Origin of the sequence: Oceanobacillus sojae, from assembly GCF_007991515.1 — a bacterium.
In the GTDB taxonomy this organism is placed as follows: Bacteria; Bacillota; Bacilli; order Bacillales; family Amphibacillaceae; genus Oceanobacillus; species Oceanobacillus sojae.
This window is the reverse complement of record NZ_BJYM01000030.1, coordinates 1-22,520: the sequence shown is the minus strand read 5'-3', so window position 1 is coordinate 22,520 and position 22,520 is coordinate 1. Positions and strand designations below refer to the sequence as shown.

Genomic DNA, 22,520 nt, shown 5'->3' with positions numbered 1-22,520 from the left:
CAATTCGCATAATCGTATAGGATGCGAAACTTTACAGAAGTACCGTCACTAGCTGGCACGATTATTTCAATCCACTCACCCATATAAGGTGAGAATGGGTTATCTGGCAATCAGATAGCAAATCCAAAATTTCAATCCACTCACCCATATAAGGTGAGAAGTTGAGGGACTCTTTCGCTATCCTTTCTCTATCTTATTTCAATCCACTCACCCATATAAGGTGAGAATTTTATCTTGTGGCCAGCTGAAAAGGGGAGCGTATTTCAATCCACTCACCCATATAAGGTGAGAAAAAAATTCATCATAAATAATGATTGGGAAATCTTATTTCAATCCACTCACCCATATAAGGTGAGAAACTAACGTATATTTAGGTAGTTATACCGAAACAAATTTCAATCCACTCACCCATATAAGGTGAGAAAGCGGACAACATAACCCCTTGTCCAGCAAGCTTTCAAATAATAAAAAGTGCTAACCTTTTATAAAAAGGAACATAAAGAAGCATTATCCTTAACAAATCCCGTTAGAACCTTATACACATTGAGGTGCTAACCTCCTTAGTAATTCATGTTTGCTTAAGGTTAGCACTAATTTATCCATCCAACTAAAAATTTTCCTGAATCCTTCTTAATATTTTTAATTATACCATTCTGCTCCAATCCTCTTCAAACATTCTTCTAGTCATATACTAGCCTGCATTCACTCAGTCATTTGTGTATATTCTGCAACATTTCTCAAAGGATTTCATAAACTATTTTAATCGGAAAGGAAGAAAAAGGTTGACCTATAATATGACTTTCCGATAAAATATAGAAAGTTCTTGTTTTCCAAATGTAAAAGTCCGTTTGACAAGAGCAAATAAAAATGGAGAGGAGCAGAAAGAATACAAAACGGAATCTATAATAACAAGCGCCAGGACTATTCTACGGACGGTAAGGAAGAATAGTTGACGAGGTCGGGGGTTATCGAATTATTCGGCGGGTGCCTCCCAGCTGTACATCGCAGCTGCTGCTTTATCTTTAAACCATCAGGGTGACTTGGTGAACAAAGAGATAAAGAATGATGTCTTATAAAAAAACAAACACGAGAAAGGGGCAGAACAAGGCCCCTTCGCTTCGAATCGGTCTTTTGTTCCTGCCCCTTCAAACAAGGAGGACATCGACATGTGCGGAATCGTCGGTTATATTGGACAAAATGATACGAAAGAAATTTTATTAACAGGCTTGGAAAAATTAGAATATCGCGGTTATGACTCTGCAGGTATTGCAACTTTAGGTGAAGAAGGTGTACACGTAACAAAGGTAAAAGGACGTATTGCAGTGTTACGTGAAGAAGTAGATAGCAGTGTGGAAGCTACAATTGGTATTGGTCATACTCGCTGGGCTACGCATGGTGTGCCAAGTGTGCAAAATGCACATCCACATCAAAGCTCATCAGAACGATTTACTATTGTGCATAATGGTGTTATTGAAAACTATATCGATCTAAAGAAAGAATTCCTGGCAGATGTTGACTTTGTGAGTGAAACAGACACAGAGGTTATCGTACAGCTTATTGAAAAACTTTATGAAAAGCATAAAAATACCAAAAAAGCATTTGGTGAAGCAATGAGCCTGCTAAAGGGTTCTTATGCTATTGGTCTGATTGATGCAGAAGATCATGATACTTTATATGTATCCAAAAATAAAAGTCCGTTATTGGTTGGGTTAGGAGAAGGATTTAACCTGATTGCCAGTGACGCAATGGCAACGTTGAAGGAAACTAACGAGTACTTGGAAATCTATGACAAAGAAATTGTTCTTGTCAATCGCAGCTTTGTAGAAGTGCAGACATTAGATGGAGAAGTCATCCAACGTGAACCATTTATCGCAGAAATTGATGCAAGTGATACAGAAAAAGGAACATATCCTCATTTCATGCTGAAAGAAATTGATGAGCAGCCAATTGTTATGCGTAATATTATTCGTGAATATCAGAATGAAAAAGGCGAATTAAAGTTAGACAAAGATATTCGTAAAGCCATGGAAAAAGCAGATCGCATTTATATCATTGCAGCAGGAACAAGCTATCATGCCGGATTAGTTGGAAAAGAATTTCTTGAAAAGCTTTCTAACATCCCCGTAGAAGTACACGTTGCAAGTGAATTTTCATATAACATGCCGCTGTTGTCTGAGAAACCATTGTTTATCTTTATTTCTCAAAGTGGTGAAACAGCAGACAGCCGTGCTGTATTAGTTAAGATAAAAGAATTAGGACATCCAGCACTTACATTAACAAACGTGCCCGGATCAACCCTTTCTCGTGAAGCAAATTATACTTTACCTTTACATGCTGGACCAGAAATTGCTGTGGCTTCCACAAAAGCATACACAGCACAAATTGCTGTTTTAGCAGTTCTTGCAGTAGATACAGCGAGAGTAAAAGGTATTAAATTAGATTTTGATCCATTACAAGAGCTTGCCATTGTAGCGAATGCAATGGAAGTTATTACAAACCAAAAAGAAGAGCTTGAACAGTTAGCAAGAGATTATTTTGCTACAACACGCAATGCTTTCTATATTGGCCGCAGTACAGACTATCATGTTGCTCAAGAAGCAGCATTGAAGCTGAAAGAAATCTCTTATATCCAGGCAGAAGGTTTTGCTGGAGGAGAATTGAAGCATGGAACTATTGCTTTAATTGAAGATGGTACACCGGTAATTGCTTTAACAACACAGGAAAATGTAAACTACTCTATTCGTGGAAACGTGCAGGAAGTAGTTGCCCGTGGAGCACATGCACTTATTATCAGCTCAAAAGGCTTAGAACAGGATGAGGATGCTTTTGTATTGCCTCCGGTTCATGAGCTGTTAACTCCATTAGTAAGTGTTATTCCAATGCAGCTTCTGGCTTATTATGCAGCACTTCATCGTGATTGTGACGTGGATAAACCACGTAACCTGGCGAAGAGTGTTACAGTGGAATAGGTATAGAAAAAAATATTAATGTATATCTTTGAAATAAAGTTATGGTGCTTATAGAATTTGCGAAGCTTCACCCCTTTGGATATGATTATCTAAAGGGGTGTTTTTGTGGCGATGTAAAGGCAGCTTAGCATAGGGAGATGCACAAAATGAAAAATATTTTTAATCCATTGCATATGGAGGAGATTTTAGAACGTATTGATGAATTAAGCCCAGAGTCAAGAGGCCAATGGGGAAAGATGGATGTTGCTCAAATGTTAGCTCATTGCTCAGCGTTCCAAGACATTGCAATGGGGGATTCTTTCCCAAAGAGAGGATGGTTAGGAATAGTGATAGGACGGTTTGCAAAGCCAATTTTTTATAATGATAAGCCGGTAGCCCAGAATATGTCCACTATACCGACCATTTTGATTACAGAGGAAAAAGAATTTGAAACAGAAAGAGAAAAGCTGAAACAAAAAATTATAGCGTTCCAAAAGAATGGACCTGAAAAGTGTACCACGCACCCTCATGCTTTTTTCGGTAAATTCACTCCTGAGCAATGGGGAAAAGGAATTTACAAGCATCTTGATCATCATTTAAAGCAGTTTGGAGTTTAGTTAGCATTTATATATAATTAAAAAAGTTGGCCAAAGAGAAAAGTAATAAAGTGCATTATCGACTTAAAAATAAATAAATAACATAGTCAAACCCGAAGGTCTTCCCAGTATATTTCCGCCGGACCTTCGGGTTTTCTATTGAGGCTCCATTTGTTTAAATTTTCAAACTAAACAACATTCAAGATAAGATATAGCCGGCACTATACTGATCAGCGTAATCAAGAAGTCGCAGGTTTAGCCGACAGTCTCGGTTAGTGTAGGATTTTTAAAACTTGGGTATAGTAATTATGGACATCTTAGTAAAAGATGAAAACATGAAATACTGGTAATGTGACCTGAGTTTGATGGTTGGCCGGCAGCTATTTTTGCCGGAACCACTGTTAGACGAAGACGGCCTGTTGATTTCATATTGGAAGACAGGAAGAAAGTAACTTTTCTATCAAACTCAACTTACCTTATAAAAGTTTTAAAGGAGATGAGATTGTGACTGTTGATAATAACGGCTTTATTCTAAATGATGGTTCAGTGCTTCCCTTTTTGGGACTGGGCACGATTGGTATTGATGGTGATCAGGGAACATTTGAAATTTTAAATGCCTTAAACCTGGGCTACCGTTTAATCGATACGTCAACAAACTATAACAATGAAGGTATTGTCGGTGAGGCTGTGCGCCGATCCGCGCTTCCTAGAGAAGAAATTTTAATCAGTGCGAAATTGCCCGGCTCTCACCATGAATATGACAAGGCGTTTATCTTTATTCAAGAATCTTTACGCCGCACCGGACTAAAATATTTTGACAAGTATTTAATTCATTGGCCGAATCCCAAAGACGGCAAATATGTAGAAGCTTGGCAGGCTTTAGTGGATGCTCAAAAACAAGGGTTACTCAGAACCATTGGTGTTTCGAATTTTGAACCAGAACACTTGGACAACATCATCGAAGAAACAGGTGTGACTCCTGCTACAAACCAGGTGGAGCGTCAGCCGTATTTTAATAATAACCGTATGGTTGAAGAAAATAAAAAACGGGGGATCCTTACGGAAGCCTGGAGTCCTTTTGGCCGGGGTTATCTGAATGATGTGCTGGAAAATGCCACAATTAAAGAAATTGCGGATAAATACGATAAAACTCCGGCACAGATTATTTTAAACTGGAATTATCAGGCCGGCGTATTTGCCATTCCGAAATCAAGTAATCCAACGCATCAAAGAGAAAATATCAATAGTACCAGCTTTGAATTAACCCCTGAGGATATGGAAAAAATGGATTCATTGGATAAAGGGGAATCCGGCCGTGTAGAAGGGCAGGACCCTTATGAATATCACGAATATGTATAGTCAGGAGATTCTATGAACATTGTATTGTTTCGGTTTGAAGCTGAAAAATACACTACCTGATTTAAATATTCTTGGGCAATAGGTAAAAGGCAGGTCTGTTTTAGGCAGACCTGCCTTTTATTTTTAAAATTTTTCCGTTCTTTTTTGACCGTTCATACGTAATAAAAATTTCAAAGATTAGTTCTTTAACAAATCCAATACTTCTTTAATAGTGGATTCTTTTTTTAGATTTTTTTGAGTGAATATATAAATATGATGAGCAGGCATTTCAAATTCACTTTCTAGGTAATACAGCTTTTTATCATTAATAAATGGCTGAACTATCTTGGAAGGCAGCATAGTGAAATAATCTTGTTCTTCTATCATTTTTAGCAAGATTGCAGTTTGATTCATTGATAAGGCCGGTAAGTGATTAATGCCCATAAGCTCCATGAACCATTCAAAGAAAGCATCTCCCCAATTATTTAATATAAACTTTTTACTGTTTAAATCACCAACTGTAATCGGTCTATGCAGCTGGAATCTGGAAACAAATATAAAATGATCCTCAATGTGTTCATGTATCAGTAAATTTGGATGTGTTGGTTTTGTATAAGATATTCCAAGGTCTATAATGCCATCTAACACTTTGCTAATGGTATTCTCTGATGAATGTGTTTTAAGTTCTAAGGATACATTTCTATTTCCCATGGCAAAAGTGGATAAGGCGTTTCTATAGATGTAGTTCCATGCTGACGAAGGCCCTCCCAATACTAATCGATCGATATACTGTCCATCTAAAGCAAGCTCTTTTTTACTTTCCGCAAATAATTCAATGACTCTTTTAGCGTAAGGTAAAAATATTAATCCTGAGGGAGTAAGCTCTACGCCTTTATTTGTTCTTCTTAGCAGTGTTTTTCCCAATTCAAGCTCAAGACTTTTTAGCCTGGCTGAAACAGTTGATTGGGCTACATGTAACATTTCAGCACTTTTTGTAAAGTTCTTATAGTTTACTAATGATAAGAATGTGTCTAATTGTTCTTTATCCATGGCTCTCATTCTCCCGTCTACAATCGAAAAATACGATTATAGCAATCTAATATATTCGTTAAACAAATAATACTATATAGGATACAATTTAAACAAAGATATTATTTTACAGGAGTGATATAGTATGTTCCATTATTTGATTTTTGATGTGGACGGAACGATTTTAGATACCGAAGCAGCAATATTAAAATCTCTGCAAAAAGTGCTGGTGCGTGAAGGTGAGGAATACCAAATGGAGGAATTGAGATTCGCTTTAGGGATACCAGGAAAAGAAACACTCCGAAGACTAAAATTGACTGATGTAGAACGCATTCACTTAGGTTGGGCGAAGGAAGTATTAGAATTTTCCGAAGAAGTAAATGTGTTTAAAGGGCTAAGAGAGATACTAAAAGTTCTAGCTGATAAGCCCGTTAAAATGGGTATCGTTACTTCCAAAACACACCAAGAATTAAAGGATGAATTTGATCCATTCGGATTAAGCTCTTATTTTCAATACACAATTAATGCGAATGACACCGAGAAGCACAAACCGCATCCCGATCCCTTGTTAGCTTGTTTAGAAGGTTTAGGTGCTACTCAACAAGATGTCATTTACATTGGGGACTCCATCTATGATATGCAATGTGCAAAGAGCGCCGGGGTGAAATTTGCTCTTGCCTTATGGGGAGCTAAGACGGTAGGCCAGTTCGAATCAGCAGACTATATATTAAAAGAACCGAAAGATATTTTAACTTTAATAAATCATTAAAATTATAAAATATCAAAATTAATTAGAAGGGGAGAAAACTTTCCATGAAATATATATTGGATAGAGAGTATGCAAAAGAGCTAATGGAATGGGCATATGCACAGAATCCAGGGCCCTGGTATAAGCATTCGGTCAATGTTGCAAAAGCAACGGAAAATATCCTGATGGAATTAAATAAAAATGGATACGAACTTGATGTTGACTTGGGTTATAATGCTGCTCTTTTGCACGATATCGGCAGGTACAAGGGATTTACTAAATCTGTTATTCATTCATATGACGGCTACATTTATTTTAAGAAATTAGGTTTCCCTGGAAACGCAAATGTTTGTGTCACACATTCATTTCCCAACAAAAATAAAAATATAGAAATAGCAGCTAATTGGAGCCTTGTCCCTGAGCATATGAAGTTGAAATTGGTTGAAATCCTGGATAAGAACAGGACATACGATATTTACAATAAAGTAATCACTTTATGTGATGCTCTTGCTGATTCCGAGGGCTTTACTACACTAGAAAGAAGATTGATATCAGTCGGTTTACGTCATGGAACAAACTCACACACTTCTATTCATTGGAAGGGTTTTTATACAATTAAAAATGAGCTGGAAGAACTGCTCGATATGAGCATATACAAACTACTTCCTGGTGTAGAAGATTCAATTTATACTAAAGTAGATTATTAAAGATGTAAGATGTTTATAAAAATTTTAATAAAGGGTGTGTAATTATGAAAGCAATTATTTTTGATTTTGATGGTACTCTTGCCGACACTTTGCCAATTTGTTTTTATGCATTTCAAGCTGTATTTAAGGAATTTGACAACATGGAAGTTACTTCAGATCAGATTAAGACGATGTTCGGTCCATCAGAGACTGGAATTATCAGAGAAAATCTTAAAAATTCCAATCATGAAAAAGCAACCGAATTATATTATGAAAAATATAGTGAAAAGCACAGAGAACTTGTTTTGGATAATAAGAAAATTAATGACTTACTTCTGCAATTAAAAAGGGATGGTTATAAACTAGGAATTGTGACGGGGAAAGCAAGAAGAAGCCTGCTTATTTCTTTAGAATGCCTTAAAATGAATGACCTATTTGATGTAATCATTACTGGTGATGATGTTGCTATACCTAAGCCTCATCCAGAGGGAGTAAATAAGGCTTTGGAACAGCTTAATGTAAAAAATACTGAGGCTGTTTTCCTGGGAGATAGTGAAGCTGATATTTTGGCTGGGAAACAAGCCAATGTACACACAATCGGAGTCCAATGGCTGCCAAACTACCAGACACTAGAGTTTCGTATTCAACCTGACCAAATGTTTAGTAGTGTAGACGATTTCATACAATACTTACAAACTATAGATAGGAACAACTGTGAATGTGAGTAAAGTTATGGACCTGGCTTTTTAGTCGTATTGACAAGGTCTTTAATGGGATATTCTTTCATGACCGGAAAGATTGGACTTGAGTATGCTGCACTGATTGTGTTGGTTGCGCTATAATCCCGTTGGGCAGGCTGATTTTAATTTTTTACAAACAGGTATTGCTGGCAAGATAAGTGCATAGCTTCATTTTTCATTGTACGCATGGGTTGGATATTATTTTGGATCAGATAATTGATGGAGATGCTTTATTTTTACTTTTGCTCATCCTATTTAACGGCATCCAATGTGCCGCTAGAATATCTATAGTTAGCTTTTTTACCTTGGTAATTTGATAATGTTTGCGGTTCTAATAGAACTCCGATGTTTAGCGCTGCTTTCGTACCATGAAAAAAGGCCCTTCATCTAAGGTTTCTTTATTATCATTCATACAGATACACCTCTTATATTTTTAGATTTGTATATAACAGTGTAGTCGGGATTGTAGAAAGGATAGTTTATAAACGGTTTATAGATAATGGTATAATTTATTTGATTTGAATGAAAGGTGTGATGGCTTATGGTATATAAACCAAATTTTATTAACGTAGCGATTGATACATTGGCCACTGGAAAAAACTATGCTAAGGAGGCATCACACATTGGAAACAGAAGGGAAAAAACTTCAATCAGAAACGGAAAGATTGGTATTAAGACCTTTACAAAATGAGGATTATAATCGTTGGTTTGAGGGTTGTCGTGACAGGCTTCCTTCCCAGTATAAATACGACAATAATAAAATAGATTTGAGCGGATGGACGCAACAGAAATTCAATGAGGATGTAGTTTCAAAGTTTAAAGGGTATGCTGATAGGGACAAAGTGTATGTATTTGGTGTATTTCGAAAGTCAGATCAAAAACAAGTTGGTAAGGTTGAAATCGAGACGATTATAAGAGATGAATTTCAGTGGGGGCTTTTAGGATATACTATTCACAACCAATTTTGGCGGAATGGTTATGGAAAAGAAGCGGTAAAAGAGGCGCTTAATATCGCTTTTAAAAACCTTGAATTCCATCGCGTTGAGGCTCATATCAATATTGACAACGAACCTTCCTTAAAACTTGCAAAGAGCGTAGGTATGGAATTTGAATGTATTAGAAAAGGGTTTATATTTGAATTTGACGAATGGACCGATAATATCGTGTATTTTATGAATTCCAAATAAGCGGTTAGTACAGACGTAATTCAATTTATTTGAATTACGTCTGTTTTATGCTTGGAGAGGGATACAAGTAAATAACTCCATCAATATATTCTAAAATTTCATCGGTTTGCTGTTGTTTCTCTTCGAATTCTTCATAGGTGTTGAAATTTTATTTGTTAAACACAATTCAATCACTATCCTTATTAAAAATAAACTGATACACCTATTAGTTTACCCCCGAATAAAAGAATTTATTTTGAACCTTACTTTCCAGGCATTTTTTTAATCAATAGCCACAACAGAAAGAACAACCCCATATAGCCAAACAATGGATACAATACCGACAGTAATTTTCCGTATCCCACCTGACTGATCAAAAAGATGGCAGACAGGATCAGCAAGACAGCATGCTGATAACGAAGATGGAATGCCGACTGTAGCTGACGTGTGATTCCAAACACATTCCCGACAACCGTGTTGAAAATCTCACCGTAAATAACAATTAAGAACAGAACGTGAATAAGTGTTCCAAAATGTTGAACGATCTCCGCCATTGGAATTTCATAAAGAAATGTTTCCGGAAAGACAGATAATAAAAAATGAATTGCTATCAGGAGAAAAAATAAAATCAATCCACCCAAAAATCCGCCCCAGCGCAGGATATGCTCATCCTGAATTTCCTTCCCAAGCGGTACAAGGACGACTTGAGCTGTCATCAGATTAAATGCTGCATAGGCAAAAGGGGACCCTGCCCATGAAAGGTTGTCCGATAACTGAACAGGGAGAAGCTTTTCTGCCAGCAAATGCGGATGCTCGCCCGCAATTGAGCCAGCTACAAACAGGACGAAAAGAATCATTAATGGCACAATGTAGGAGTTGATGGCAAATAGTCCATTCAACCCTTTCATTACAACGATATAAGAAAGAATAAGTGTAATAATAATTCCCATTTGAAACGGAAGGCCAAGCTGTTCATGAAATACAGCGCCTGCTCCTGAAAGCATGACAGAAGTGACGCCAATAACGACGATGAAAATAAAAAGATTAACCACCCTGGCAATGCTTTTTCCGAATAAATATTCATTTAGTTCTTGATAAGAATAGGCCTGGATTCGGGCAGATATAATCATTATTTTGGTTCCAATCAGAATAAATAATAACCCGCTGACTGCAATGCCAATCGTCCCTAAAGCTCCATAGACACTGAAAAAAGTGACAATTTCTTTTCCAGATGAAAAGCCTGCTCCAATAACCGTTCCAACATATGTTGCAGCTAACAGTAATATAGAAATTCTTCGATTTCGCATCACGCCACCTCCTCATCATTTCTATGATAATGGATGCGGGTAAAGACCAGCTTTTCAAATTTTAACCTGGAAAAAGCGGAAAATGCTCCGGATGATGACGAGAAACAGCAAATACCCAAAAAAAGAATAAGCATGATTCCAGTCTGGATGATGGACAAACCATCCCAGCTGTTCCGAGGTTTTTTCGATAAAAATGACAGCTATACCAATACCAAGAATCATGAGGCACCGTGAAAGAAATCTCATCCGATCAGCCATATACAAAAATAGAACGGCAGAGACAGGAAGAACCAGCAGGGTAAATACAATATTAACCGAAAATATTTCTGGAAAGAGCCTCATAGGAAAATGATACATGCCGATGCCAACAAAAAATAAGTCTAAGTAAGTTCCAATAAGGGAAGAAAAGAGAGCAGCTATGATATACGCCTGCCGTTCTTTATTCCTGTCTGAGAAAGATTGCTTTTTTTGCAATGATGGCAAGCTCGATTTTTTCCATTGCTTTGCAGTATTTTTCATGAATTTCCCCACCTGTATTTTTTTCGTCCTTTACTAAATAATCAATCACACTTAGATCGTTAAACCAGTCACCTTTTTCAGCCGGTGTGTGATCAACATTTTTCCAGGCATATTTCAACCGAGGACTGTAGATTCGGGGCATCCCCTTTTTACGTTCACAATGCTTTGTTTTTCGCTGGTATACCGCACCTGGAGCAGATTCATTCACAGAATGGAACAAATCCTCCCAATAATCTGCTCTGGAGCCTGTATGAGGATGCTTTCCTGCCCATAACAGAACATCTTTTAAGACAGATGTTTGTTGAAAAAGGATGGCATATAAACGCTTCCCTAACATGATCCGCTCATAGAGAGAGCCGAAATGGTACAGCGTATCGCCAATCAATGCGGGTTTCTTTTCTATTTTTTCATGCTGATAAAGTGGGAAAATAATATGGTTAAAGCGCAAAAAATCATACAGTTTAAAACCTAATGTATCTAATACCGTTTCTTTAAAATGGGGATGATGCACCACTCTTTCTTCTAAATAGCTTTGTTCATTAATAATGGTTGCGATGGCTAACAGATAGCGGTCACCATACTCCCAGAAATGGTTCCATATCACTTCCATAAATACAGAGACGTTCAAAAAAGGAAGAAGATGAAAAAGATTTCGATTTATTTTTACACTTTGCTGATACAGCAATAATTGTGGATAAACATCCTGGAATATTAACCAATTACCCCGCTCTAAAAATAAATAGAAGTTATTTTGTTCTTTTTCAGACAACAATCGCGCCAGGAGATCACCCTTCAAATCAGTCATATTCCAGCCGCCGTTTCTTGATACCATATGTCCTAATAAAGCCCAATGGATTTCAGGATGCTGTATATAAAAATCGAAGTAAGCCTGTGTTCGGGTTACGTTATTTTTATTCCATTTATTTGTTATTTGATGAATGCTGTGAATTAACATTCTTTCACCTTTTGGCAGCATGTATAAGGATAGGCCGTTTGCTTTTTGGTTCCTTTTCTTTTTCAGCTCTTTTTTTATATCAAGAATGGATCTTCCGAACGCTTTCTTCTTTTTGAAACAGCCAATCGTCATCCAGTCGCCTCCTTATCTAAGGAATATGCTTACGCCGTGTGGCATATGTATAGAAAAATAGTTTCTATAAGAGAGGTTTTCTGATGAAAGAAAAGGTGGATGCAGAAATAAATCAACTGGTTGACAGGCTTACAGAAGAACAGACACTTGACGGATCCTGGACGTATCCCTTTGAAACGGGGATATCAACAGATTGTTATATGATTATTCTCCTATGTACACTGGAAATGGATGATGAGGACCTCATCGATGCGCTGGTAAGCAGAATTCTTCGTAAACAAGGTAAAAATGGTGCGTGGAAAATATTCCACGATGAAGCGGAAGGGAGTCTCACGGCGACGGTGGAGGCCTGTTATGCGCTCCTATACTCCGGCCGACGAAAAAAGGAAGACAAGGAGATTCGTTTAGCAACAAGATTTATCCAGCGGCACGGCGGCTTAAAAGAAATTAATATGTTTGCAAAAGTTATGCTGGCTCTGACAGGGCAGTACAAATGGCCGCGTTATATTCCTGTTCCGGTTAAAATCATTCTTTTTCCGGTTTCCTTTCCTCTCAATATATTTGACTTATCTCTGTACGCAAGGTCAAATTTGATCCCTATATTAATTACAGCAGATTATAAATTCAGCCGGAAAACAAAGCGTTCGCCCGATTTGTCTGATTTATTCCTACAGCGGGGAGATGATGGCGATTGGGAAAAGGAGTTAAACAGCTGGCGCTCCTTTGAAACTCCATTTCAACGGGGGATTAGCAGTCTGATAGGGTTGCCGGAACAACTCCATGAATTGGCCTTGCAGCGTGCGGAGGAGTATATGCTAAATCGGACAGAGTCAGACGGCGCGTTTTACAGCTATTTCAGTTCGACGTTTTTGATGATATTTGCTCTGATGGCCAGAGGTTATTCGAAACAGGATCCTATTATTATCAAAGCTGTAGAGGGCCTGAAGTCGTTTAAAACCAACATTGGAAAACAAACTCATATGCAGTATACGACCGCAAACGTCTGGAATACTGCTTTGATTAGTCATGCTTTGCAAAAGGCTGGCTTATCCCCGTCCACAAAGGTAATTGACAAAGCAAATCAATATTTGCTGAAGAGACAACAGATGAAATACGGCGATTGGTCGATCCATAACCAAGACGTGATACCTGGCGGATGGGGGTTCTCCGATATTAATACGATTAACCCCGATTTAGATGATACAACAGCTGCATTAAGATCTATTCGTTCTTTCGCCGGTGAAAATACCGTTTATCGCCAAGCTTGGGACCGTGGGACCCATTGGGCAGTTTCTATGCAGAATGATGATGGAGGCTGGCCTGCCTTTGAGAAAAATGTGGATAATACATTGCTTTCCTGGCTGCCGATTGAAGGAGGAGGCTCGATGCTGCTGGATCCTTCAACGGCGGATTTAACGGGGAGGACATTGGAGTTTTTCGGAAATGATACCCATACAGATACGTATCAGCCCTTTATTAAACGAGGAGTGAAGTGGCTGCTGCAAAATCAGGAAAAGGACGGCTCCTGGTATGGCAGATGGGGAATCTGCTATATATACGGAACTTGGGCAGCTGTTACAGGGTTAGCGGCAGTTAAAACAAATAGCGATCACCCGCAGATTCAAAAAGCAATTAAATGGTTGTATGCCATTCAAAATCAGGATGGCGGCTGGGGAGAATCTTGTAAAAGTGATATAGAGAAAAAGTATGTTCCACTAAAGGTGAGTACGCGTACACACACAGCCTGGGCAATAGATACATTGATTGCTGCAGAAGAAAAAGCAACGCCTGAGATTGAGCAGGGGATTTCGTATTTGCTGGAGACTTCTGAGAAAGATGATTGGACGACAGCCTATCCGAAGGGGCAAGGGCTGCCGGGAGGATTTTATATTCACTACCATAGCTATGAATTTCTGTTTCCGTTGCTTGCTTTGGCAAATTATCGGGAGAAGTTTTGTTGAAGTAAGCATGCGGATGTGCAATAACGATAGAAATGTGTGAGGTGCTGGATATGATTCATACAGTTAAAACAGGGGAAACACTCCACCAAATAGCAAGGGATTATCGTATATCAATACAGGCAATCATAAACGCTAATCCAACCGTAAATCTAAATGTCATTTATCCGGGACAGTCTATCATCATACCAGGCTTTCCTCCTGCCAATACACTTCCATATCAGATCGATATATCTGTCAATAATCGGAAACTGGTTTTATTAAGAGAGGGTGTGCAGCAAAAGGAATATCCTATTGCAGTGGGAAGAATGCTGCATGGTACACCGATAGGGAATTATATTGTGATTAATAAAGCGCCCAATCCAGGCGGTCCATTCGGTACAATGTGGATGAGCTTGTCAAAGGAACACTACGGTATTCATGGAACGAACGATCCAAGTTCAATTGGCAAAGCCGTATCACATGGTTGTATTCGAATGTACAATCAGGATGTGGAGGAATTGGCGAGGATTATTCCAATTGGAACGCCGGTTTTTATACATCCGTAATCTGTATAATCAATAAAAACGCCATCTGATATAGTAGGATGGCATTTTTGTATCCATTTTTAATAGCCAAATAGGTTATAGTTTTAGCCTGCAAAAATTTTACCCCGGGTTTAATGGGGGTATTATCGCTGGCATATGTATTCTCCTTTAATGTAAAACAATTGATACAGCGCTATATACCAATGCTAATGCTATAATAATATTAAACGTTTTTCTCATTATTTTCTATCTACTGAATTTAATTATGATATCGTCCAGGATAGGAGAGCTGTCAAATGACAAATTACTATTACTTAGCATCAGATCAAAAGATGGGACAAGGTAATGGCACGCTTGATTTTATAGAAATCAATGAAGTTATTCCAGGGTTTGATTATCCAGTTCAAATCGAAATATATAATGGTTTGGAAAAAGAGTGGGAGCTCCGGGCGTTATTACAATATATCCGCAATCACACAGAATCTTATAAAGTTTGTACAGTGCAAATAGCACATTTAATCAGCTCAAATCATTTTGAACTGAAGGCGCGGAGAAAATCAAAAGTACTGTTACATGAGATTGTTGATCCGATGCAATTGTTGCTGCAGGAAGGGGAGTTATTGACGATCAAAAAAGTCCCGGCAGAAAGATCACTATCCTTAAGTTATTGTTGTGAAAATAAAGAACCCGACGATTTAAAGATAGAAGGAGATATGGGCGCAGATCCATTTTGGTGTAACAGGTGCGGCAGTAATCTCGATATAAAAGATTTTCCAATTTCAAGTCAATTAGAAGAAGAATTACTATCTTGGGCAGCGAAGTATGGAGAATGGATAGATTGGGATACTGATAAATTACTTCCTGACGGGATTGAAATGGAAGATAAATTCAACCGCAGAGGCTTTGCTTTAATGAAAAAAGTGAAGCAAGAAATGGGAAGCAGTTATAATATAAGCTTTATACCATCTGTCAGTGCAAGGTTTTATGATCAAAGCGAAAATGATTTTTCAAAATAAGGGGACAGCTTTGGATAAAGATTATAAGAAGGAGTATTAAAATGATAGTATTACAAAAAGACGCAAAGGGAACAACGTATCAAGATTTAATAGATGTATGCTTTGATATATGTGATCAATTTCATCTTGTTCTAAGAAAGGATATGGGTCCTTTAAAGAGCTTTGATACGTTTTTAAAAACAATTGATTCTGCTTTAATTACCATGAAAGAAGAGTCCGAGTGGGCAAGTACGATTTTAGGCGATGGGCAAACAGCTAAGGTTTATTACTACCATACAAAGGATGAAAAGGTTAAAAGAATTATTAAAGAAAAAGTTACATCTCTATATGAGTGGGAGATGCCGGAGCATCCTGAAGACTTATCGTTTTTCAAAAATGGGGAAGTCTGGCTTGCCACAACTAGTCATGAAGAAGAGTGTTATATTTTCCCTGGAAGTGAAGAAGAGACTGATAGAATAATGAATATAAAAGGAATAGCTGCTGCGATTGAAGAAGATGAATGATGAAAAGACAGGCCAGACATTCGGACATTAAGAAAAAGGAGCTGCCGTCAAAAGTATATCATTCGTTTTGCGGGACTTCTGTAATTTTATTTTTTAACTTCCGGATGCTGTTAAGTGAAATTATATGTGAAAATATAGATGAAATGAATATATTTACAAATGAGGTGTGGCATTTCAACATAAAGCCCTATGGTGAATAGCGTGTTCTAATGTCGGTGTTGGCTGAGTGCGGAGGCCTCTCTTAGTTAAAGAACCCATTTTGATTATTGTTTCAAAATGGGTTCTTATCATTGAAAGTATAGTATGACTTTGCGAAAAGAATTTGATCAATACCTTAACCAGCGTTATTTCCCGCAGCTTCCAGCACACGTTTCTCCTTCTCGCTCTCAAGCCCTGCTTTCCAGTTTCCATTCCGCTCATGTAAGCTCCATTCGAGTGTATCCAAAATCGTTTCCTGCATTGGACGAAAGCTTAATCCTGCTTCTATAGCCCTCTCATTGTTCACATCCAACATCCCATTCATATTTAAAGAATCAGGAAGCCAAAATGGAAGTTCTACCCAGGGCTGCACCTGATTTTCTTGTAAAACAGATTCCTCTGCCCAGCAAAGCTCTGTATTTGCTGGTGAAACTAATTTTTTGCAAGTTAAAATAAAGGCTTTATACCCCAAATTCTCTCTCGGGCCAGTTGCATTAAATGTTCCTTTTACTCCTTGTTCAATAGCCTTAATAATCCATGATGCCAAATCACGCACATCAATAAACTGAACTTTTTTATTATCACTGACATTTGGGACGAGTATTCTCCCGCCCTGATTTATTCTCCATGGCCAATAGGTAAAGCGATCTGTCGGGTCGTCTGGTCCAACAATAAGACCTGGCCGGACAATAAGTGAGTTATCATAAAACTCCCTGTTTACAATGACCTCGCAAGTAACCTTATTGCTGCCGTAGTCGCCTTTATCCAGTTCATTGAGTGCATCGGTTTCACACACAGGTCCTTTATTCAGATGCTTATATGCGTTGATGCTGGAGATGTAAATATAAGTATTGCAACGATCCTTTAATTGATTTACCGAGCGTTCTACATCATTTGGATCTGTACCTGGATCAATCACCACGTCCCAGTGATCTGTAAGTTTTTCGATATCGTCTGTACTGCGATCACCAGCAAGATGCGTGACACCTGGTACATCTTTTAGAAATTCCGGGTTTGTTTTTCCACGATTGAATAATGTGATATCCATTCCTTTATTCAAAGCCTGTTCTGCGATATGTTTTCCTAAAAATAATGTGCCGCCCAGAAATAGTACTTTCATTAGCTCAATTCCTCCCTTAATAAGATAGAGTCCGCAATTCGCTGCTTCCTTTGTCGGTATAAAGTAGTTAAGCCGCCATTTGACAATCTAACGTAGAATTAGCTTGCTGCTGTTGTACATATAAGGCTGGAATACACGCATTGTCAGTAAGAAGACTGGCAAGAAGCTGTATATCTCCTTTTTCTAATGCTTGGCTATATAGTTGGACGCGAAGTACTTCTTCTTCATCTAAAGAGTGAACCTCTTCTATATTGTCGCGAACTTCATTTATTATCTTCTGTCTTGCCCGAAAAAGAGCTGCCTTCACAGCTCCAACACTCATATTCGTCAAAAATGCTATTTCTTTCAGACTGCATCTGCATACATCAGATAAAAGAAATAATACTTGCTGGTTTATGGTTAGTCTGGTGGCAAGTATATTTAAAACATGTGTGAAATTTAAGGAAGTTTCTAATTCAGTAGAGTCTCCGAACTGCTGATAGTTGTCTTCATATGGAATGGTTGGCAGTTTCCGTTTGCGAGTCTCATCAATCCATGTATTTTTTGCAATGGTGGTAAAGTATGCCCTTGATAGTGACTTAGGCTTCTTTCGCCAACTTATGTAGGCTTTTATCCATGTTGTCTGCATAAGGTCCTCTGCATCGTGGGGATTGCTGGTAAAATGCAGACAAGCCTTCCATATCGAAGAAGCATAGTCTTCCCAAGCCTGATTAAACTTTTGATTCATGATTTACACTCCTTTTCAAGCGCTCCTTTCACTCCTTTTAACGATAAACAGAAAGAAAAGGATACGATTTGGGGTAAAATATTTGAATACGAAAAAGTTCTGGTGATTATTAATTATATTATCAATATTATTGCGGATATATGTAACATTCACAAGTGATATAGAGCAAGGATGTAAATTTAGTCTGTTACGCTCTTTTATTCGTTACATTTTGTTAAAGTCTGAGAAGCTTGAATCATTTTAAAATCTGTGTATAATGATAAGAAATTAAAGGAATAGAGTTAAGCAAATGTTTTCTAGGGTTCCGCAATCCTAATATTGGTCTGGACCGAGAGAAAACACACAGTGAACTGCTGTGTCACGGAGGGATAAAAGCCCGGGAGAAACTGTATCTACAGTTATCTCTCAGGGCTTTTTTGTTTTTTTAGTCTTTTTTGGTAAGAATAAAATTGGAGGTGTTTTCGTTGAGTCGAAACTGGATTAAAGTTTTTATTGCCGCCTTTTTGGAGATTTTTTGGGTGATTGGATTGACCCATTCTTATGATTTTTGGACCTGGACTGGAACAATAATCGCTATTATCGTCAGTAATTATTTAATGATTACAGCAGCACAGGTGCTTCCGGCTGGAACGGTATATGCCGTTTTTGTAGGATTAGGAACAGCAGGTACTGTTATTGCGGGGATTCTTTTCTTTGGAGAAGCATTCCAATGGATGAAAATTCTTTTGATAGCAGTACTATTATCTGGAGTGATGGGCTTGAAATTAGTTACACCTGATAAGGAAAAGAAAGGAGCTGAATCCTGATGGCCTGGTTTACTTTGATTATAGCGGGATTACTGGAGACATTTGGTGTTGCAATGATCAATCAGCTTTCTGTAAAGCGAAACTTGCAAACCGTTGTTTTACTCATTTTAGGGTTTGGTTCTAGTCTTGCTTTACTCAGTTATTCATTGCAATACATTCCTATGGGAACCGGTTATGCCATTTGGACAGGAATTGGTGTAGTCGGCGGGGCACTTATTGGTATGATATTTTACGGTGAATCAAAGGATTGGAAGAGGCTGGTTTTTATAACAATGGTTTTATGCTCAGTGATTGGGCTTAAACTTATATCGTAATATTATGAGAGATATAAACAAAAGATTCGTTTTTTGAGGATCTGAAATAGAAGAAACTGGGGTTATATGTTCGTGAGCCTGTTTTGAATGATTTTTTCAAATACAGGCTCTTATTTTTGGAATGATACCTTGATAAGTTCATTTTTGATTAAACTTTATTTTAAGCAGACAGCTGTTTAGTGTAAACTGAATTTATAGAAATATTAGAAACAATATATGGATGAGTAAGTAACTAGATGTTGGAAAGAGGTTGAGGATAACATATCGTTCTTTTTAAATTAGGGAATGGGATAGAGAGGGGGAATTGATTTATGTATAATAATCAGGATAAAAATTTTCATTGTGACCATTGCGATAAGATTATAGAAACAGGTGAAAAGTGCTGGATAAAATGGAATTTTCCTCCCAGCCATTTGAAGACCCAGACTATGCCCAGGAAGAGCTTTGAATGGGAGAATGTTCCTGTAATCTGCAGCCAATGCTCGAATAAGGATATTAAAATGTCTGATTATTAAACTGTATCTTTTAGTAAGTTTTTATTGATCACATAGCATGGCTGAAATTAATTAACATGATATTGCAGTCGCCGTAACATTTTGCATTGGATTGTTACGTGGACTGGTGGAATTATTGAAGAGGGCAATCTTTTTCAGTACAACAAGAAGTTTTTTCGATAAAGCTGAAACTAAATGGGACTGCATTCGTCTATTTAATTAAAAAGGAGGGCGATTCATGAAAAAACGATTACTTTTTATTTTACTCTTACTTTTTCTAAATGCATGCAGCCAATCTGATGAAACAAATGAAAACAAGCCGACTCAAGTTGATCCTTCTGTAAGAATGCCAGAGAATATGCCGGATGACTTTGATTTCTCTATTCAATTTGGTGTAGGAAAAAATAATGAAATTAACACTTTTGAAGGTACAGTGACAAAGGATTTAATAGCAGATGGAACAGCAACTGCAGAGGTGACCTTAACAGAGGAAGAAATGAAAGCTATTTATGGGAAAATGAAAGAAATCAATATTGTTGAAACGAAAGAATTTATACCTGAGCCTGTAAACGAAACGATGTGCAATATAGAGCCACACGAAGATGACAAGTGGGAAATTATTATTAATGGTGAAACAATAACACATTCTGTTTCAGGAGCCTACTGTGAACCAACTGACGATACAGAGCAGCTAATTGGATTACGCAATTATGTATTTAGCATTATCAGAGGGAAGGAAGCGTATAAAGAGCTGCCGGAATCCAGCGGAGGTTATGAGTAAAAATTATTCCTGTAACTGATTCAATGATGAAAGAACAAGAGTCTGAAGTCAATTATATAATAAAATGAATAACATCTATCAGTTTCAGATTTTTTATAAGGGTATAATTTTTGGGGGAATGGAATGAAGCAAATAAGACTAATGAAGTGGTTGTTAGAAGTTGACCTGTATAAAACAGAGAAATTCTATACAAAGGATATAGAGATATGTGATTGTTTATATTGCAGGAATTTTATAGAAGCAAGTAAACATTTTAACCCAGCAATAATAGAAGTATTTACTGGACTAGGAATTAATCTTTCCAAACCAAGCCATTTATCTGAGTTTGGTGAACAGGAGGATGGTTTACGGCTTATACTCGGGGAGCTATCATCTAAGTGGGAAATTAGTAGAAGGAGAATATTGTGCTGATTCAGACTGGAATGATACTAATACAGTTAGCGCTGGGAATTTCACCATTGGTTTTGGGAAAGAATTAACGTTTTTAAAGTATGAATCTCCTCGGCCAAGCTCTGCAATTAGAATTTGAAGCTCGTATGCCCTGGGTGTTAACTGAAAACCCTGAGGATTAAATATAATTGCAAAAGGTAAAGGACTATTAAAGTTTCAGAAATATATACTGCCAGCTCTGAATTTAGTATAATTGCTTCAAAAAGATGTAAATTATCTAAAAACAAAAGTATATATTACTATAGAGCGTAACTATTATCCTGCTAGATCGCAGAATACGAACAGGGGGAAGAAATAGACGTATGTCAGAAAATGAAAATGATTCCTTTCGTGATAAGAACGTAAAGGAAAAAATAATAGCAATTATAGGAATAACACTGCTTATTGTTTTGGTAGTGGGCTTTGTATTTGGGCTTTATTTTTTTTGGCCTGGCAGGAGTTTTTAAAATGCTCGGCGTTCAGTATGACTCAATTTGGTCCTTGGTTATTTTTGTTATCTGCATGTTTGGCGTAGGTCTCATACTTGAATTGGTTACTAAATCAATTTTCGTGTTGTCTACCCGAAATATGACGGAAAAAACAAAGATACTTTTTATCCGGATTATTATTGAATTCACATCGAATTGGCTTGTCCTGTTTACCGTGGACGAGTTGATGAATAGTATTACGCTTTCTGTGCAAACAGAGGTTGTGATTGCAGCATTGCTTACCGCAATCGAAATTATTTTTGATGATGACGACAAAGAGAATGAAGAAACAATAAATGAAACGAGGAACTAAATATGATCGGTTTACTTAATATTGGCAGTCTCATGCTTGGACTGATTGCGTGGATACTTCCTGCTCTTGGCTGCTTATTATTTATGCTGACTAAGTTATTTAAAAAATTTGATGACATTACAGTTAAAAACAAAATAATATAATCCATTCCTGCTTTTATTATAACGGTATTCTTTCTGGGGATTATATTATCGAGTTTTGATATACAATGATTTTCTAAACTGGAGGAGCATTCGAATGAACTATAAAAAAAGAATCTAGTTTATTAATGTATTTATAAGTCTATACAAGAAATATGTAGTCTTTAATTAATCGAGATTCAAGATAATGCCAGCATACATTCGAATAAGGAAATTCAAAGCCAATTAAAGCAATGGGTGGCTGATTCCTCTAATTTTATATACCTGTTTTAATGTGCGAAAGTAAGTTGTTATATGTTATTTAATTAAGCTGCAAACTATACTGGTACCATTATCTGCGTAATATTAACAGAGTGAAAAAGGAATTTAATTAGTTATAAAAGAATGCTGCGATAATTAGCTATTTGATAGAGTGGATTAAAAAAATTAAAAAAATGATTGCTTTTTAGTTTGATAGTGTGGTATGATTCTTTTTGTGCTTTTGAAAAGGCGATAACAACTAAAGAAAACTTTAAAAAAGTTATTGACAATAAATTCAATGC

General features: G+C 37.2%; 25 protein-coding genes, 1 CRISPR repeat array and 1 riboswitch. Of the genes, 18 read left to right on the top strand and 7 right to left on the bottom strand.

What is annotated here, in order from left to right; translation table 11 throughout:
* Positions 1–63 precede the first annotated feature (63 nt).
* Positions 64–424: a CRISPR direct-repeat array (repeat unit 32 nt; unit sequence ATTTCAATCCACTCACCCATATAAGGTGAGAA).
* Positions 425–1,166: 742 nt separating this feature from the next.
* From glmS to OSO01_RS22420, 3 genes are all read left to right on the top strand, one after another.
* Positions 1,167–2,969, top strand: a complete 1,803-nt coding sequence (glmS, locus tag OSO01_RS22430; protein WP_147212689.1) for a glutamine--fructose-6-phosphate transaminase (isomerizing) — start codon at positions 1,167–1,169, stop codon at positions 2,967–2,969.
* Positions 2,970–3,115: 146 nt separating this feature from the next.
* On the top strand, positions 3,116–3,565 hold the full coding sequence (locus OSO01_RS22425; protein WP_147212688.1) for a DUF1569 domain-containing protein: 450 nt from the start codon (positions 3,116–3,118) through the stop codon (positions 3,563–3,565).
* 483 nt (positions 3,566–4,048) lie between these two features.
* Positions 4,049–4,903, top strand: coding sequence for an aldo/keto reductase (locus OSO01_RS22420; RefSeq protein WP_147212687.1), 855 nt, complete (start codon positions 4,049–4,051; stop codon positions 4,901–4,903).
* A gap of 177 nt (positions 4,904–5,080) precedes the next feature.
* Here the strand turns inward: OSO01_RS22420 and OSO01_RS22415 are convergent, their stop codons facing one another.
* On the bottom strand, positions 5,081–5,932 hold the full coding sequence (locus OSO01_RS22415; RefSeq protein ID WP_186813748.1) for a LysR family transcriptional regulator: 852 nt from the start codon (positions 5,930–5,932) through the stop codon (positions 5,081–5,083).
* Positions 5,933–6,056: 124 nt separating this feature from the next.
* Here OSO01_RS22415 and OSO01_RS22410 point away from each other — a divergent pair, with 124 nt between their 5' ends.
* Genes OSO01_RS22410 through OSO01_RS22400 form a run of 3 tightly spaced genes read left to right on the top strand, consistent with a single transcriptional unit; the run spans position 6,057 to position 8,073 of the window.
* Entirely contained in the window at positions 6,057–6,680 is a 624-nt protein-coding gene (locus OSO01_RS22410) for an HAD family hydrolase (RefSeq protein ID WP_147212685.1), read from the top strand.
* Positions 6,681–6,724: 44 nt separating this feature from the next.
* Positions 6,725–7,366, top strand: coding sequence for an HD domain-containing protein (locus OSO01_RS22405; protein ID WP_147212684.1), 642 nt, complete (start codon positions 6,725–6,727; stop codon positions 7,364–7,366).
* A gap of 44 nt (positions 7,367–7,410) precedes the next feature.
* The gene (locus OSO01_RS22400; RefSeq protein ID WP_147212683.1) at positions 7,411–8,073 is read left to right on the top strand and encodes an HAD family hydrolase; all 663 of its coding nucleotides are present in this window, start codon (positions 7,411–7,413) and stop codon (positions 8,071–8,073) included.
* 263 nt (positions 8,074–8,336) lie between these two features.
* Here the strand turns inward: OSO01_RS22400 and OSO01_RS24145 are convergent, their stop codons facing one another.
* Positions 8,337–8,432: a hypothetical protein gene (locus OSO01_RS24145; RefSeq protein ID WP_371863320.1), complete on the bottom strand. Its 96-nt coding sequence runs from the start codon at positions 8,430–8,432 to the stop codon at positions 8,337–8,339.
* Between the two features lie 255 nt (positions 8,433–8,687).
* On the opposite strand from OSO01_RS24145, the gene OSO01_RS22390 reads away from it, so the two are divergent.
* A complete protein-coding gene (locus tag OSO01_RS22390; RefSeq protein WP_147212703.1) occupies positions 8,688–9,272 on the top strand; it encodes a GNAT family N-acetyltransferase in 585 nt (194 codons plus the stop codon).
* A gap of 242 nt (positions 9,273–9,514) precedes the next feature.
* Here the strand turns inward: OSO01_RS22390 and OSO01_RS22385 are convergent, their stop codons facing one another.
* The 3 genes from OSO01_RS22385 to OSO01_RS22375 are packed head-to-tail and all read right to left on the bottom strand — an operon-like array spanning position 9,515 to position 12,164.
* Positions 9,515–10,558, bottom strand: a complete 1,044-nt coding sequence (locus OSO01_RS22385) for a YkvI family membrane protein (RefSeq protein ID WP_147212682.1) — start codon at positions 10,556–10,558, stop codon at positions 9,515–9,517.
* A 54-nt stretch (positions 10,559–10,612) separates the two neighbouring features.
* Positions 10,613–11,077 carry a CBO0543 family protein gene (locus tag OSO01_RS22380; RefSeq protein ID WP_246145287.1) on the bottom strand — a complete coding sequence of 155 codons (465 nt, stop codon included), beginning with the start codon at positions 11,075–11,077 and terminating at the stop codon, positions 10,613–10,615.
* Complete coding sequence (locus OSO01_RS22375; protein ID WP_147212681.1) at positions 10,998–12,164, bottom strand: DUF2515 family protein; 1,167 nt, start codon at positions 12,162–12,164, stop codon at positions 10,998–11,000. The genes OSO01_RS22380 and OSO01_RS22375 overlap by 80 nt, the downstream gene beginning before the upstream one ends.
* 83 nt (positions 12,165–12,247) lie before the next feature.
* Here OSO01_RS22375 and shc point away from each other — a divergent pair, with 83 nt between their 5' ends.
* The 4 genes from shc (at position 12,248) to OSO01_RS22355 (ending at position 16,168) form a co-directional block, all read left to right on the top strand.
* Positions 12,248–14,125 (top strand): squalene--hopene cyclase, encoded by a 1,878-nt coding sequence (gene shc, locus OSO01_RS22370; protein ID WP_147212680.1) that lies wholly within the window; start codon positions 12,248–12,250, stop codon positions 14,123–14,125.
* A gap of 50 nt (positions 14,126–14,175) precedes the next feature.
* On the top strand, positions 14,176–14,670 hold the full coding sequence (locus OSO01_RS22365) for a L,D-transpeptidase family protein (protein WP_147212679.1): 495 nt from the start codon (positions 14,176–14,178) through the stop codon (positions 14,668–14,670).
* Between the two features lie 275 nt (positions 14,671–14,945).
* A complete protein-coding gene (locus tag OSO01_RS23850; RefSeq protein ID WP_246145286.1) occupies positions 14,946–15,665 on the top strand; it encodes an immunity protein CdiI family protein in 720 nt (239 codons plus the stop codon).
* A gap of 41 nt (positions 15,666–15,706) precedes the next feature.
* A complete protein-coding gene (locus tag OSO01_RS22355) occupies positions 15,707–16,168 on the top strand; it encodes a stage III sporulation protein AH (RefSeq protein ID WP_147212678.1) in 462 nt (153 codons plus the stop codon).
* Between the two features lie 334 nt (positions 16,169–16,502).
* Here OSO01_RS22355 and OSO01_RS22350 read toward each other — a convergent pair whose 3' ends face one another.
* Positions 16,503–17,486: an NAD-dependent epimerase/dehydratase family protein gene (locus OSO01_RS22350; protein ID WP_147212677.1), complete on the bottom strand. Its 984-nt coding sequence runs from the start codon at positions 17,484–17,486 to the stop codon at positions 16,503–16,505.
* 67 nt (positions 17,487–17,553) lie between these two features.
* Positions 17,554–18,213 (bottom strand): RNA polymerase sigma factor, encoded by a 660-nt coding sequence (locus OSO01_RS22345; protein ID WP_147212676.1) that lies wholly within the window; start codon positions 18,211–18,213, stop codon positions 17,554–17,556.
* A 285-nt stretch (positions 18,214–18,498) separates the two neighbouring features.
* Positions 18,499–18,598, top strand: a riboswitch (guanidine-I (ykkC/yxkD leader).
* 79 nt (positions 18,599–18,677) lie between these two features.
* Between OSO01_RS22345 and OSO01_RS22340 the strand changes: the two genes are divergently transcribed.
* The 7 genes from OSO01_RS22340 (at position 18,678) to OSO01_RS23495 (ending at position 21,981) form a co-directional block, all read left to right on the top strand.
* Positions 18,678–19,019: a DMT family transporter gene (locus tag OSO01_RS22340; RefSeq protein WP_147212675.1), complete on the top strand. Its 342-nt coding sequence runs from the start codon at positions 18,678–18,680 to the stop codon at positions 19,017–19,019.
* Positions 19,019–19,333, top strand: a complete 315-nt coding sequence (locus OSO01_RS22335; RefSeq protein WP_147212674.1) for a DMT family transporter — start codon at positions 19,019–19,021, stop codon at positions 19,331–19,333. The genes OSO01_RS22340 and OSO01_RS22335 overlap by 1 nt, the downstream gene beginning before the upstream one ends.
* A gap of 732 nt (positions 19,334–20,065) precedes the next feature.
* Positions 20,066–20,608, top strand: coding sequence for a hypothetical protein (locus tag OSO01_RS22330; protein WP_147212673.1), 543 nt, complete (start codon positions 20,066–20,068; stop codon positions 20,606–20,608).
* A gap of 123 nt (positions 20,609–20,731) precedes the next feature.
* Entirely contained in the window at positions 20,732–21,019 is a 288-nt protein-coding gene (locus tag OSO01_RS23500) for a hypothetical protein (protein WP_186813747.1), read from the top strand.
* A gap of 341 nt (positions 21,020–21,360) precedes the next feature.
* Complete coding sequence (locus OSO01_RS23845) at positions 21,361–21,504, top strand: hypothetical protein (protein WP_246145285.1); 144 nt, start codon at positions 21,361–21,363, stop codon at positions 21,502–21,504.
* A 1-nt stretch (position 21,505) separates the two neighbouring features.
* A complete protein-coding gene (locus OSO01_RS22320; RefSeq protein ID WP_246145284.1) occupies positions 21,506–21,838 on the top strand; it encodes a YrvL family regulatory protein in 333 nt (110 codons plus the stop codon).
* Positions 21,839–21,840: 2 nt separating this feature from the next.
* Positions 21,841–21,981 carry a hypothetical protein gene (locus OSO01_RS23495; RefSeq protein WP_186813746.1) on the top strand — a complete coding sequence of 47 codons (141 nt, stop codon included), beginning with the start codon at positions 21,841–21,843 and terminating at the stop codon, positions 21,979–21,981.
* Positions 21,982–22,520: the final 539 nt, after the last annotated feature.